This window comes from Mycobacterium sp. NTMscope_MAC_12 (genome assembly GCF_976985675.1).
The window spans coordinates 2,709,365-2,722,032 of sequence record NZ_CDRJYY010000001.1; the positions used below are offsets into that span (position 1 = coordinate 2,709,365).

At 63.2% G+C, this 12,668-nt stretch carries 16 protein-coding genes; 8 read left to right on the forward strand and 8 right to left on the reverse strand.

The features are described from left to right. The first annotated feature begins 91 nt into the window (after positions 1 to 91). The 5 genes from AC0KS4_RS12385 to AC0KS4_RS12405 are packed head-to-tail and all read left to right on the forward strand — an operon-like array spanning position 92 to position 4,104. Positions 92 to 1,366, forward strand: coding sequence for a cytochrome P450 (locus AC0KS4_RS12385; RefSeq protein ID WP_238955986.1), 1,275 nt, complete (start codon positions 92 to 94; stop codon positions 1,364 to 1,366). Beyond that, positions 1,363 to 2,166, forward strand: a complete 804-nt coding sequence (locus AC0KS4_RS12390; protein WP_238955987.1) for an enoyl-CoA hydratase/isomerase family protein — start codon at positions 1,363 to 1,365, stop codon at positions 2,164 to 2,166. Before AC0KS4_RS12385 ends, AC0KS4_RS12390 begins: the two co-directional genes overlap by 4 nt. A 5-nt stretch (positions 2,167 to 2,171) precedes the next feature. Then, positions 2,172 to 2,597 (forward strand): Zn-ribbon domain-containing OB-fold protein, encoded by a 426-nt coding sequence (locus AC0KS4_RS12395; protein ID WP_081283840.1) that lies wholly within the window; start codon positions 2,172 to 2,174, stop codon positions 2,595 to 2,597. Beyond that, positions 2,594 to 3,517 (forward strand): SDR family NAD(P)-dependent oxidoreductase, encoded by a 924-nt coding sequence (locus AC0KS4_RS12400; protein ID WP_064939830.1) that lies wholly within the window; start codon positions 2,594 to 2,596, stop codon positions 3,515 to 3,517. The genes AC0KS4_RS12395 and AC0KS4_RS12400 overlap by 4 nt, the downstream gene beginning before the upstream one ends. A 5-nt stretch (positions 3,518 to 3,522) precedes the next feature. Next, the gene (locus AC0KS4_RS12405; protein WP_238955988.1) at positions 3,523 to 4,104 is read left to right on the forward strand and encodes a YybH family protein; all 582 of its coding nucleotides are present in this window, start codon (positions 3,523 to 3,525) and stop codon (positions 4,102 to 4,104) included. A gap of 50 nt (positions 4,105 to 4,154) precedes the next feature. Here AC0KS4_RS12405 and AC0KS4_RS12410 read toward each other — a convergent pair whose 3' ends face one another. The 4 genes from AC0KS4_RS12410 to AC0KS4_RS12425 all read right to left on the reverse strand — a co-directional run bounded on the left by AC0KS4_RS12410 (position 4,155) and on the right by AC0KS4_RS12425 (position 6,596). Continuing rightward, positions 4,155 to 4,385, reverse strand: a complete 231-nt coding sequence (locus AC0KS4_RS12410) for a ferredoxin (protein WP_238955989.1) — start codon at positions 4,383 to 4,385, stop codon at positions 4,155 to 4,157. After that, complete coding sequence (locus AC0KS4_RS12415) at positions 4,382 to 5,563, reverse strand: cytochrome P450 (protein WP_238955990.1); 1,182 nt, start codon at positions 5,561 to 5,563, stop codon at positions 4,382 to 4,384. The genes AC0KS4_RS12410 and AC0KS4_RS12415 overlap by 4 nt, the downstream gene beginning before the upstream one ends. An 11-nt stretch (positions 5,564 to 5,574) precedes the next feature. After that, entirely contained in the window at positions 5,575 to 6,084 is a 510-nt protein-coding gene (locus AC0KS4_RS12420) for a nuclear transport factor 2 family protein (protein ID WP_238955991.1), read from the reverse strand. A gap of 92 nt (positions 6,085 to 6,176) precedes the next feature. Further along, positions 6,177 to 6,596 (reverse strand): limonene-1,2-epoxide hydrolase family protein, encoded by a 420-nt coding sequence (locus AC0KS4_RS12425; RefSeq protein ID WP_238955992.1) that lies wholly within the window; start codon positions 6,594 to 6,596, stop codon positions 6,177 to 6,179. An 80-nt stretch (positions 6,597 to 6,676) separates the two neighbouring features. Between AC0KS4_RS12425 and AC0KS4_RS12430 the strand changes: the two genes are divergently transcribed. The 3 genes from AC0KS4_RS12430 (at position 6,677) to AC0KS4_RS12440 (ending at position 9,584) form a co-directional block, all read left to right on the forward strand. After that, a complete protein-coding gene (locus AC0KS4_RS12430; RefSeq protein WP_472408514.1) occupies positions 6,677 to 7,309 on the forward strand; it encodes a TetR/AcrR family transcriptional regulator in 633 nt (210 codons plus the stop codon). A 246-nt stretch (positions 7,310 to 7,555) separates the two neighbouring features. Beyond that, positions 7,556 to 8,353: an alpha/beta fold hydrolase gene (locus tag AC0KS4_RS12435; RefSeq protein ID WP_238957294.1), complete on the forward strand. Its 798-nt coding sequence runs from the start codon at positions 7,556 to 7,558 to the stop codon at positions 8,351 to 8,353. 73 nt (positions 8,354 to 8,426) lie between these two features. Then, the gene (locus AC0KS4_RS12440) at positions 8,427 to 9,584 is read left to right on the forward strand and encodes a cytochrome P450 (protein WP_238955994.1); all 1,158 of its coding nucleotides are present in this window, start codon (positions 8,427 to 8,429) and stop codon (positions 9,582 to 9,584) included. A gap of 23 nt (positions 9,585 to 9,607) precedes the next feature. On the opposite strand, the gene AC0KS4_RS12445 is transcribed toward AC0KS4_RS12440, so the two are convergent. The 4 genes from AC0KS4_RS12445 to AC0KS4_RS12460 all read right to left on the reverse strand — a co-directional run bounded on the left by AC0KS4_RS12445 (position 9,608) and on the right by AC0KS4_RS12460 (position 12,653). Next, positions 9,608 to 9,886: a cytochrome C oxidase subunit IV family protein gene (locus AC0KS4_RS12445; protein ID WP_238955995.1), complete on the reverse strand. Its 279-nt coding sequence runs from the start codon at positions 9,884 to 9,886 to the stop codon at positions 9,608 to 9,610. Continuing rightward, positions 9,886 to 10,389, reverse strand: a complete 504-nt coding sequence (locus AC0KS4_RS12450) for a cytochrome c oxidase subunit 3 (protein WP_238955996.1) — start codon at positions 10,387 to 10,389, stop codon at positions 9,886 to 9,888. The genes AC0KS4_RS12445 and AC0KS4_RS12450 overlap by 1 nt, the downstream gene beginning before the upstream one ends. Before the next feature lie 83 nt (positions 10,390 to 10,472). After that, positions 10,473 to 11,189, reverse strand: coding sequence for a hypothetical protein (locus tag AC0KS4_RS12455; protein WP_238955997.1), 717 nt, complete (start codon positions 11,187 to 11,189; stop codon positions 10,473 to 10,475). Between the two features lie 51 nt (positions 11,190 to 11,240). Beyond that, entirely contained in the window at positions 11,241 to 12,653 is a 1,413-nt protein-coding gene (locus AC0KS4_RS12460) for an amidohydrolase family protein (protein WP_238955998.1), read from the reverse strand. Between the last annotated feature and the right edge of the window lie 15 nt (positions 12,654 to 12,668).

A 12,668-nucleotide genomic window follows, 5' to 3' on the forward strand; every position in this document is an offset into this window, starting at 1 on the left:
GTGTTCAAGAGTGCGATTCGAAGTCAACCGCTTATATCGGCCGGTACTGCGACGTTGCCTAAAAGTGACATGAGTGCCAGAATCGGATGCTGTGAGCGCGACGGACATCGATGAGCAGCACTTCGCCCCGCTGGTCGACCTGCAGTGGTGGCAGGAGCGGCCAGGCGACCGGACGGAGCTGTACCGACGCCTCCGCGAGGCTGGGGGCCCGGTGTTCGTCCGTACCAACCGTCCCGACTCCCCGCGAGTGCGCGGATTCTGGGCGGTCGGATCGCACCGCGACGTCATTGCCATCAGCCGTCGCCCCGCCGAGTTCGCTTCCGGGCAGGGCACCCAGATTTTCGACCAGACCGCCGAAATGCGCGAATACCGGGGCTCGATCATCGACATGGACGATCCCGAACACCAACGGCTCCGCAAGATCGTCTCGAGGGGCTTCAGTCCCCGGATCCTGTCCGAACTCCGCGGCCAGGTGCAGGAGACCACCGCCGAGATCCTCGAGGAGATGCCGCGCTCGGGCGAGTGCGACTTCGTCTCGTCGTTCGCCACCCTGCTGCCGCTGCGCATCATCGACAACATGCTCGGTGTGCCGCGCGAGCACGAGCAGTTCATCGTGCGCGCCACGAACGTCGTACTCGGCGCATCGGACCCCGAGTATGTTCCCGACCAGACCGTGTCCGGCATCGAGAAGGCGGTGACCGAGACGAGCGAGCGACTCATCGAACTGCTCAAGGGCATCGCCGAAGATCGCATAACCAATCCCCGTGACGATGTGATCAGCAAGCTGGTCACCTCAGACGAGGAGAACCTGACCCCCCAGGAGTTGGCCAAGTTCTTCATCCTGCTGATCGGTGCGGGCAATGAGACCACGCGCAACGCGCTCACCCATGGCCTGCTGATCCTGAGCGAGCATCCCGACCAACGCGACAGGCTGCTGGCCAACTACGAGGAGTTGGCGCCGACAGCCATCGAAGAGATTCTGCGGTACGCCAGTCCGGTAATCCACATGCGCCGCACCGTGACCCGCGACGGGGTGACGCTCACCGATGAGGATGGCCAGGTCACCCATACCTTCAACGCGGGCGACAAGGTCGTCCTCTGGTACCCAGCCGCCAATCGCGACCCTGCGGTGTTCAGCGAGCCCGAGACCTTTGACATTGCGCGGAAACCCAACAACCACATCGCCTTCGGTGGTCCGGGTCCGCACTTCTGCCTGGGCGCTCACCTGGCCCGCCTCGAGTTGAATGTGGCCTTCGAGATGCTTTATGCGCGATACCCCGACATCACGGCGGCAGGTGAGCCAGTCATGCTGAGGTCGAATTTCGTCAACGGCATCAAACATCTGAAGGCGACCTACACACCGTGAGCACACCCCAAACGGTCCTGTCGGACATTTCCGACGGAGTCATGACCATCACCCTGAACCGGCCGGAGGCTGCCAACGCGGTCCGGCCCGACGACAGGGACGCGCTCATCGCGCTGTTGTCCACCGCCGACGGCGACGAGAAGGTGCGCGTCGTGGTGCTGCGCGCCAACGGCAAACACTTCTGCTCCGGCGCTGATGTGGGTTCGCTGGCCGAACGGCGCGCGCAGGGCGAGAAACGGGTGATGGAGCCCATGCGGCGCATCATGAACGGGGCCCAGAAGTTGGTGGCGTGTGTCCTGGACTGCAACAAGCCGGTGATCGCCGCGGTGCACGGGGCCGCAACCGGGTTGGGCGCACACCTGGTCTACGCATCGGACCTCGTGATCGCCACCGAAAACGCCTACTTCGCAGAGTCTTTCGTCAAACGCGGGCTCGTCGTCGACGGCGGTGGGTGCTACCTGCTGCCTCGCCGCATCGGCATGCAGAAGGCTAAGGAAATGACGTTCTTCGGCGAACGACTCACGGCCTCTGAGGCGTTGGGGCTGGGGCTGGTGAACCGGGTGGTGAGCGTCGAGGACTTCGATTCCACCGTCGCCGACTTCGCGGGACGGCTGGCCGGCGCACCGACCAGTGCCATCGCGTTCACCAAGCGGTTGCTCAACGACTCCCCCGACACCGACCGGCCGGGCGCGTTCGTCGCGGAGGCGATGGCGCAGGAACTCCAGTCGTACTCGCACGACTCCAAGGAGGGCGTGCAGGCGTTCGTCGAGAAGCGTCCGACCGAGTTCACCGGGTGGTGACGGCCGTGGCAAGAGCAGATATTCCGACGATCGACGCCGCAAGTGCTTCATACTGGGAGGCGGCTCGGCAAGGTCGACTGCTGATCACCGAATGCGCGGCCTGCGGCAAGGTCCACCACTACCCGCGACCGTTCTGTCCGTACTGCTGGAGCGAGGATGTCCACCCCGTTCAGGCCAGCGGATTCGGAACGCTCTACACGTATTCGACTGTGTACGTGAATGATCTGCCCCCCTTCAAGGAGCGGCTGCCTTACGTAGCTGCGATCGTCGAACTGGACGAGGGGCCACGGCTCATGACGACGATCGACGGCGTCGAGCCGGATCGGCTGCGGGTCGGGATGCCGGTCACGGCGTTGTTTCGTGCGGTCGACGAGGACGATTCCGAAAGTCCCTACTTGACGGTGTTCACACCTAGCGAGGAGAACCAGTGACAGGACTACTCGAGGGCAAGGTCGCCCTGGTGACCGGCGCAGGCCATGGCATCGGCCGCGGTCACGCGCTTGAGCTGGCCAAGCACGGCGCCACCGTGATCGTCAATGATCTCGGCACCAGTCTGTCCGGTGAAGGCACCGGAAAAGTTGCCGACGAGGTGGTGGCCATTATCGAAAGCCGGGGCGGGAAAGCGGTTTCCGACTTCAGCGACGTGGGCGACGAGGAGCAGGTCGACCTCGCGGTGGAGCGTGCTTACTCGCAGCTCGGCCGCCTCGACATCGTCGTCAACAACGCGGGCATCGTGCGCGACAAGGCGATCTGGAACATGAGCGTCGACGACTTCGACCTGGTGATGCGGGTGCACGTCCGCGGCAGCTGGCTCACCAGCCGCGCCGTTGCCCGCAAATGGCGTGCGGAATCTAAGGAATCAGGCGGGAAGGTGTACGGACGCATCATCAATACCACCTCCGGAGCAGGCTTGCACGGTCACTTCGGACAGACCAACTACAGCACCGCGAAGTCGGCGATCGTGGGATTGACCCAGACGCTGAGCCTCGAGTTGGCGTCGATCGGCGCTACCGTGAACGCGATAAGCCCGGGCGGACGCACCCGGATGTCGGCGTCGATGCCAGGAGCGCAGGCGCCCATCGAACCCGACGAACGATCGGAGGACGAGTTCGATCCCAAGGATCCGTCGCTCGGCTCCCCGGTGGTGGCCTGGCTGGCCAGCCCGGAGGCCGGACACGTCAGCGGTCAGGTGATACGGGCCATGGGTGAACACCTTCAGCTGCTCAAAGGCTGGCATCCGGCAGCATCGGCATCTAACGGCCAGAAGCGCTGGGACGCAGGCAAACTCGGCGCCATCATGGCTACTGAGATATTCGGCACCCGCAATACAGGACTACGACTCGGAGGTTAACGACCGTGGCAGACATCGAAGAGGTCGAGCGAGAGTTCCGACGCTACTTCATGACCGGCCCCGTGCTCGAGGACTGGGCGGCCTGGGCAAACCTGTTCACCGACGACGCGACCTACTTCGACCACTTTTACGGAACCTTCACCGGTCCCGACGAGATCACCAAATTCCTCGAAGGCACGATGGGTGCCGCGCCGCAGGTCTACAGCCCGCTAATCTTCTACGTCATCGACGGGCCGCGGGTCGCCTACAAGGTGTTCAATCGTGCCGACAATCCGGAGCCCGGCGCACCGCCCATCGACTTCCCGTCCTATCAGTTCATCGAGTACGCCGGCGGCGGAAAGTGGCGTTCCGAGGAGGACGTCTGGGTGATGGCCGAGATGAAGGAGTTTGGGCGGCGCTACTCCGCGGCCGCGAAGAGACATCCGCAGACGCTCGAACAGCAACTGCGCCGCGAGGACTGGGGGCCGTGGGTCGACTGGGCGCGGCCGGAGCCCGGGCACAGCGCCAGCCCGTCATGGTTGGGCAAGGACGACTTCACGCCGTTCAAAGGCATCCAGGACATCGACTTCGGCGTTCGGTCGCACTGACGGTCAACCGAACAAGTACAGTCCGGACAGCATAGCCCACATCCCCTTTATCAGTGGTCAGATGACTCGCGCGCGTCCGGCACATCCTCGGTGAGCAGCACCGCCCGTTCCGGGCAGAGCTTCTGTGCCTGTTGCAGCGATTCGAGTCGATCTGGCGGCACGTAACCGTCCCCTTGGACGTGGGCTAGGCCCCGGTCGTCGTCCTCAATGAGATCAGGCACGGCGAGGTAGCACTGGCCGTGCCCCACACACCTGTTCGGGTCGATCTGGAGCTTCGTCATCTCCCGCGCCCAAAGACGAGGGGCAGGCTTTCCAGATGGTATGTCCCTGTGGGCCAGGCAATTCGAGGCTCATATCCGTCCGGAATCTCGTAGTCGGAGATTCGAGCGTGGAATTCCTCGACGATCAGGCGTAGTTCCCGGCGCGCCAGATGTGAACCCAGGCAGCGGTGTATACCGCCTCCGAAGCTCAGATGGCCGCGTCCGGCCGCGGACAGGTCGATGTCGTCTGGCGCCGATCCGTCGCTGCCTTCCCGGTTCGCGGTGGCCATACAGATGTGAACTTTCGATCCCGCCGGAATGGTGACACCGGCGACCTCGACATCCTGGGTGGTCCGCCGCGGAACCATTGGAGCGGGCAGTTCGAGGCGCAGAATTTCTTCGACGAGGGGGGTGATCAGAGCCGGATCGTCGATGACCGCGCGGCGTAGGTCGGGACGTCGCGCCAGGTGGTACATCGTGAAGCCGATGGCACCGGTGGTGGTGTCCAGCGCGGCGAGGACAAACAGGAAGCACATGCCAAGTATGTCGAGGTCGTTGAGGCCCTCGTCTTCGGATACGGCCAGCAGGTGACCGATCATGTCATCGCTGCCGGGGTGGCTCCGTTTTGAGCTGACATGCTCCTGGAGGTACCCGAGGAGCGCCGCGCCGGCCTCGAGTTGTGCTTGTGTGGCCTCGCTCTTGGCGGCGTCGGAGGTCAGGGTGTCCGACCACACGCGAAATTTATCTCGATCTGCGACGGGTAGCCCGAACAGGGTGAGCAGTACCTGTGTGGGGAACAGCTCGGCGATGTCGGTGATGACGTCGCACTGTCCTTTATCGGCAAGGGGTTTCACCAGTTGCGCGGCTTGCTCGCGGAGGTTGTCCTCGATGCCGTTGATCACGCGTGGCGACAGCATGGGGTCGAGGAGGCGGCGGTAGCGGGCGTGGTCGGGGGGATCAATCATCAACGGCACCATGGGTATCGGGCTGCCGACGTCGTATCCGCCTGCCGAGGAGAAGATCTCGGGATGGTGTTGGGCGAATCGGACGGCTTCCAGGCTGGTCAGGTACCACATGCCGTCGGCTTCGAAGACGTCGCCACGTTCTCGGACATATCGCCAACCCGCGCTGCGATCCAGCGCCATCGGCGCCGATTCGTAGAAGCCCGCCGACTGCTGAGGGTCTGTCGTGGTCTGCATCTCTCGATCTCCTAGCGGTGGTAGCTGGCGTCGGCGCCGACCATGCCCTCGAGAATCGTGCCCTCCCACATGGGGTAGTCCTCGGTGACGGTGAGTATGTGACAGGGCGAGAAGGCGACCTTGCGGTGAGCGATTCGCCACTGCCCATCGCGCCGTTCGATCTTGTCGAGGTACCGGACGCGCAGAAAAACTTCGCGGTTGCCCCGGTTGCCGTCGTCGTCTGGCTCCCGATAGAACGCCAGGGTGTAGGTCTCGGTGTGCGCGACGTCGCCGTCGATGTCGATCAACTGTGTTCCGTTGTGATGCATCCAGTGGTGGCCCTCCACGCTTCCGGTCTTCATGAAGTTCACGAAATCGGTTGCAGGGCCATTGATCGGGCCATGCTCGTCGATCGCGTCGGGATGAAACAGCGATGCGAGAAGCTCGTGATCTTGCCGGTCGATCGCTCGCGGGTACTGCGCCAGCAGGCGGCGTATGGCCGCCTCGTCGATGAGGCGTTGTACCTCGGGGTCACGGTCCATGCCCATGTTCCTCTCAGCTTGCGTTGTTGTCGTCGTGTACCTGCGTCTGCGGGGCAGAGCACGGGTTCTCGACTGCCCTGCGATCGCGGTCCTTAGACCGACAGATAGTCGCTGGGCACCAAGTCGGAAATGTCTTCGCCGGTCATCATCTTGACCGGCAGGCCGGTGTCCCAGTAGTCGGTCCAGCGGGCGATCTTGCCGCCGCGCACCACGAAGGTCCCCATGACAGGAACTCCCACCACCTCGCCGGCCGGCGTCTTGATCATGTCGAGACGCTCGGTGAGCACGGTGTCACCCGAGGCGGCGATGTTGATCATCTGATAGGCGTAGGAATCGGGGAATACGGCGAACTGCTGGCCGAGATTTTCGGCGATCGCGTCGGCGCCGACGCTCGCCGGCATCCCGACGTTCTGATAAACCGCGTCATCGGCTAGATACGGCTTCAGGGCCGCCACGTCGCGCTGCTCCATCAAGCCACAGAAGGCGTCAACGAGCTGGATCGGATCGGTCATGGTGAGCCTCTTCCCGAGGGATCTTGACATACAGATTGAAGGTATTTCACCTACAAACCGTATGGGAATATACTGAGCGCGTGCCCCGTCGTCAACAGTCGGCAACCGCCGCGAAGACTCCCCGAGCAGTACAGGCCGAAGCCACCCGCTCGGCGTTGATCGCTGCGGCCCGAAGGCTGTTCGTCGAGAAGGGCTATTTCGACACCGGGACCGAGGAGATCGTGACCGCATCCGGCGTCGGTACCCGTGGAGCGCTTTATCACCACTTCGGCGGCAAGCGCGCTCTGTTCCAAGCGGTTTTTGAGCAGGTGGAAGAGGATCTGCTCGCCGCAGCCGGCGGCGCGGACGGCGCTGGCGACGCGCTCGGGCGGCTGCGCTCCGGCCTACTGAAATTCCTCGACGCCTCGCTTACCCCTGAGGTACAGCGCATTTTGCTCATCGATGGGCCGGCGGTGTTGGGCTGGCAGACCTGGCGTCAACTCGAAGGCCGATACGGTGTCGGGGCCATTCACGGACTGCTCGAACGCGCTGTCCTCGAAGGCTCGCTACCGGCGCAGCCCCTGATCGTCCTGGCGCACGTCCTGTTGGCGGCCGTGGACGAGGCCGCGCTGGTAATCGCGAACTCGCCCGACCCCATGGCCGCCCGCGAGCAGGGCATCGCGGCTATCAGCCAACTGCTGGCCGGGCTAGGAACATCCGCGCCGCAACGGTGATGCGGGGAAGCGAGCTATTTCGCCCCTCGACCTCCGGTAAAGCGTTGACACGCCAGCACCCATCTGAACATACTCATTGCATGTGATCATGCATACATACAGTATGTGCTTAGGACGTCGCACGTCCGCCATGCTTCGCATCGGCGCGAGCTCGCTATACGTGGGAGAACAGCATTCGTGCGCTTGAACTCCCGATCTGAACGAGGGAAGGTCGCAATGACAGACCACACCGTCCGTGTCGACGGGCTGGACGTCGATTACATCGATACCGGAGCCGGACCGACGGTCCTTTTCGTGCACGGCGTGTACGTCACCGGGGCCCTGTGGAACGACGTCGTGGCCGAACTAGGCGAAGGCTTTCGCTGCATCGCCCCGACATGGCCGTTGGGTGCGCACAGTACGAAGACCGATGGCGCCGATCTCGGCGCAGAAGCCGCCTCTCGACCCATCGTGCACTTCATGGAGGCTTTGGAACTCAGCGACGTCACCGTGGTGGCCAACGACACCGGCGGCGGCTTAGTTCTTGCGTCGTTGGGTGATCCAACGCTGGACGCGACCCGGATTGCCCGCCTGGTGCTCACCAATTGCGATAGCTACGAACACTTTCCGCCAGGATCCTTCGCGCAGATCGTGAAGTTGTGCCGGTTCAGCTCCGCGGTGGGTGGCGGAATTCTGCGTCTGCTGGCCACCGGACCCGGACAGGACTTCTTCCTCAAGGCGGTGTCCAAGCACCCGCCGGCAGCGCAGCGACAACGCCAGATCTTCGGGGCCTTCGCCACCAGCGGCGCGGCCCGGCGCGACGCCGTCACGGTGACTGCCTCACTGGATCCGGCGCTGACGCTGCGTGCCGCGCCGGCGATCCAGGCGTTCGACAGGCCCGTCACCCTGGCGTGGGGTACCGATGACAAGCTGTTCCCCCTCGAGCATGCACACCGCCTGCGTGACGCCTTCCCGAACGCCTCGTTGATCGAGGTCCCGGACTGCTCCACCTTCGTCATGATCGACGCGCCGCAGACACTTGCCGCAGCAATTCGCAACGGATAGCCAAGACCGTGAGAAACAACGTGGAAGAGGATCAATCGTGACTACTACCGACAACCGGACCGATAAGTGCCCTGTGCTCAACTTCGACTACACGGAGTCCAGGCCCGCAGGCACCTGGATGCGCACTTACGATGAACTGCGGGATCAATTCCCTTGGTACCGAAACGAATTCGGCCCGGGGTTCTGGACAGTAGTCAATTATGAAGGGATTCTGGCGATCCTGCAGAACCCTCAAGTGTTCTCCAACAGCGTCGTCACTGCGCTCGATCCCGATCCGCAATACAAGTGGATTCCCGAGATGCTCGATGGTGACGAACACAAGCAGTGGCGCCGCCAGCTTGGTCCACTGTTCTCTCCAGGAGCGGTGGAACGGCTCGACGACGCCGTGCGACAGCGTGCCATCGACCTCATCGAAGCGATCGCCGACAAAGGGGCGTGCGATTTCATGGCCGACTTCGCCCAGCAATTTCCCACCACCATCTTTCTGGAGATGATGGGATTGCCGATCGATGAACTGGATCAGTTCATGGAGTGGGAACACGCGATCCTGCACATATCCCACGACGAAGAGGGAATGAACCGGAGATCTGAAGCGTCCATGGCGGTGATGCAACGCTTCGCGGCGATCATCGCCGACCGCCGCCTCGAGCCGCGCGATGACATCGTCAGCAGGGCCCTCACCTATGAGGTCGACGGTGAACCTGTCACCGACGCCGACCTACTGTCCTTCTGCCTCTTGATGTTCATGGCCGGGTTGGACACCGTGTCAGCCACGTTGGGCTGGATCTTCCTGCACTTGGCCCGCACCCCAGATCACCGCGAACGAATTCTGCAGCAACCCGACCTCATACCCACTGCCGTCGAGGAATTCGTGCGCGCGTACGCGATCGTCATCCCGGCCCGCAAGGTCACCGAGGACATCGAAGTCCAGGGCTGCCCGTTCAAAGCGGGCGACATGGTCAACATCCCGCTCAGCGCCGCGACGCGTGACGACGCCGCATTCAATGATGCCCGCACTATCGACATCGAACGTAAGCCCAACAATCACATTGCCTTCGGCGCGGGGCCACATCGCTGCCTGGGCTCTCACCTCGCCCGGCGGGAGCTCAAAATCGCGATGGAAGAGTGGCACAAGCGCATCCCGAACTACCGCCTCGACCCCGATGCCCAACTGCTCGAGACAGGTGGGCAACTCGGCCTCACGACCCTTCCTCTGACCTGGGACGTGTAGGAATCCACCAGCCTGCCATCGGCTCAACCGAACAGATACAGCCCGGACAGCACAGCCCACAGCCCGAGGCAGTAACCCTCGAAGATCAGGCGCAATGGTATTGGGGCACTGCGCAGTTCCATGAAGTCGAGCCCGACGAGCCGGACCTTGATCGCGGCAATGGCGAGCACTACGACCACCATCACCGATCCGGTGCCGTGGTCGGCGCCCAACGCGTACGACACCAGGGTCGCCACGATGAGAACCAGCCACGACAGTCCCGCGCGGCTGCGGACGAACGTGAGGGCCGACGGACCGGTCATCAGGCCACCAGGTACAGCAACGGAAACAGCACGATCCACAGCAGGTCGACGAGATGCCAGAAGCAGGCTCCACCCTCGACGACGGCCATCCGCGTCGCACCGAGCTCGGGCCGCGCAGTCTGGGTCAGCAGGAATGTCAGGACACCCATGCCGACGCAGACGTGGAACAGGTGCACGCCGGTGAGGATGAAGTAGTAGAGGTAGAAGTGGTTCGCCCCGATTCCGTGCCCATCCGCCACCAACGAGGAGTACTCGAAGGCCTTGAGCGCAATGAACGTTGCGCCGCAAGCGATCGCACCCGACACGACTGAGCGCGCTAGCCGATGCGCTCCCGAGCGCAGCGCTCCCAGCGCGACAACCACGAACAGTGAGCTCGTCAACAGCACCAGCGTGTTGGCGAGGCCGACCCCGAGGTGGAGCGTCTTGCGCGCGGCGTCAAAGAGTTCGGGCGCCTTGTCGCGCTCGACCATGAAGGTGGCGAAGAACGCACCGAAGACCAGCATGTCGCCGAGAAGGAAGACCCAGGTGCCACTCTCGCCAGGGAGCCGTCGGGCACGCGCTGCAGTGGTCGAGGGCGCTTCGACGGTCACGACGCGGCGGCGGTCACCGGCTCCGCCGACTGCTCCGCACTGATCGACTGGATCAACACCACCGTCACCGCGATCATCCACACAGAGAACGCCACCAGCGGAACCCAAAAGGCGAAAATCCCGTTCCAAGCCAGCGGGCCGTCGTTGAAGATCATGACCGCCCCACCCGGCAAGGCCAGGAGCGCGTACCACCCGTTCAGGTAGCCGAACCACCGCGGAAATGTTTCCGGTTCCGTCCGATCGAGAAAAGACGCCAAAGTCAAGACCAAGGCCTGGATCAGCAGGGTCCCGACGATCCCGACGAACATCAGCCAGAACACGTCGTTAAGGGCTTGGGTGATCTGCGGATCGCGCTCTTCGGGACGAAAGGCCGCTGCAGCCATCACCATCATGGGAAAGAGGAAGCCTGGTACGAAGATGACCCCAGCGAAGATCTGGGTCACCGACAGCACTCCCCACTTGCCTTCGATGCGACGTACGCGCAGGCAGATGGTGGCCAACCAAGGTAACGCGACGCAGGCTGCTAGCAGGCTCAAGGCGAGACCGACGCGTACACGCAGCTTGTTGGCGATGAGGAAGTCTTTGATGGCCGCAGCGCTGGCGGTCGGCGAGAGCGGCGGGATCAGCTTTGCGATGAGCATGAAGAAGATAAAGAACAGGGCGAGCATGGCGATGCCGCCCCACGCGGCGATGCGTTGGAGTTTCAGGTCCATAACCGAATTCTAGGTTGAATTCGTTCAATGTTTAACTAATTAGCACGATCCCTAACGAGTGATCTGAAGATCCTCGTCGGCGAACCGGAGAATCGCGTCCTGATCGACCCGTTCAGTGGGGCGCAGGAATCCGCCCCGCCGGTGGTAGTGCTCGACGTGTTCAGTCGGCACCTCGTCACCGCCGCTCAACAGGTTGCTCGGATCCGGACCGATCCGGTCTGCCACCGCGCGCAGATGCTCGCCGTCCACTGGGAAAGCACGTAGTGCATTCTCCCCCAGGATCATTCGGGCCTCATTCTCCGAAACTCCGGCGAACGCCACCTTGATCCAGTTCCATGTGTCGGGCCACATTCCTTCCGGATGCGGATAGTCGATTCCCAGCATCAGCCGATTCACACCGATTTCGTCGCGGGCCTCGACCTCGACCTTGTGGATCGATGACGGGGTCGCGAAGCAGTGACGCTCCCAGTATTCGCTCGGTCGCATCTTCAGCGGGGTGTCCCGCTGCTCGTACCAGGAGTCGAGGATCTGCAGCGTGGTGGGCAGCCAATCCGAACGAACCTCGGTCAGGACGAACCGCAGCTGTGGGTACCGGTCGAACACTCCACCGATCATCAATTGCCAGAGCAACCGGCGAGGACCATAGTCCAACCGGAACGGCGACGCCGGGGACTCGGCGAACTCCTTCTGTAGCGCCTCGCGGGCCTCCCCGTCGAGTCGCTGCTGAGCGGCCATCATCTGGCTCGCTTCTGCGCCGCCGAGATGTGTGGCCACGAACGCCGAGATGAACTCCTGATAGCGACCTTGCGGGAATCCCCATCCGGCATGCACTGCGAGCGTGAGGTCGAGGTCGACGCACGCCTTCCAGAACGGTTCGTAGTGGTCACTGACGATGGGCGGCAGTGCGGGGTCCTCGATGATGCCGGGCACACCGACGGCGACGTAACCGTTCTGACGCGCCCAATGCAGTTCGCGAACTGAGACATCGATGTCGTGGCATGTACCCGGGTCCGCCATTCCGTAGAGGCGGCCGTCGCCGCCGGACATGAAGTCGGCCAGCCACCGCTGGTACGCGCGCATGCCTGCGTCACGCAAACTCGCCTCGAAGGGTTTGTTCACCACACTGAACAACGGCAGTGACGAGAACTGGTGCCCCGGTACCAACATCTCACCCGCGACCCCTTCGCGATCCAACTGTTCCATGCGTACGCCGATGTCCCAGCCGCCGAAGCGTTCCGGGAACGCAGGCGCCCAGCGCGGGTCCAACTCGGCCGGCTCCTCGCCTGGCCCGGAACTGAAATCGGGAGCCAGCATTCGTCGATAGGCCTGCTCCTCCTCGGACAGCAGGTCCTTGACGCTGTCCCGCACATCCGGGTCGAAATAGGGCAGATAGTCCGCCATCCGTTTCGCGCCTGCATGCCCATCGGCTGAGAAGATCAGCACCTTGTCCTGCGTCTCGCCCATATTTCGCTCCTCGCA

What these genes read in the sequence shown, in the direction of transcription:
- AC0KS4_RS12450 (WP_238955996.1), bottom strand. Translation starts at nt 10,389, where the DNA reads ATGCTGGTCTTCGGTGCGTTCTTCGCCACCTTCATGGTCGAGCGCGAC.
- AC0KS4_RS12415 (WP_238955990.1), bottom strand. Translation starts at nt 5,563, where the DNA reads ATGCAGACCACGACAGACCCTCAGCAGTCGGCGGGCTTCTACGAATCG.
- AC0KS4_RS12460 (WP_238955998.1), bottom strand. Translation starts at nt 12,653, where the DNA reads ATGGGCGAGACGCAGGACAAGGTGCTGATCTTCTCAGCCGATGGGCAT.
- AC0KS4_RS12410 (WP_238955989.1), bottom strand. Translation starts at nt 4,385, where the DNA reads ATGACGAAGCTCCAGATCGACCCGAACAGGTGTGTGGGGCACGGCCAG.
- AC0KS4_RS12455 (WP_238955997.1), bottom strand. Translation starts at nt 11,189, where the DNA reads ATGGACCTGAAACTCCAACGCATCGCCGCGTGGGGCGGCATCGCCATG.
- AC0KS4_RS12445 (WP_238955995.1), bottom strand. Translation starts at nt 9,886, where the DNA reads ATGACCGGTCCGTCGGCCCTCACGTTCGTCCGCAGCCGCGCGGGACTG.
- AC0KS4_RS12420 (WP_238955991.1), bottom strand. Translation starts at nt 6,084, where the DNA reads ATGGACCGTGACCCCGAGGTACAACGCCTCATCGACGAGGCGGCCATA.
- AC0KS4_RS12425 (WP_238955992.1), bottom strand. Translation starts at nt 6,596, where the DNA reads ATGACCGATCCGATCCAGCTCGTTGACGCCTTCTGTGGCTTGATGGAG.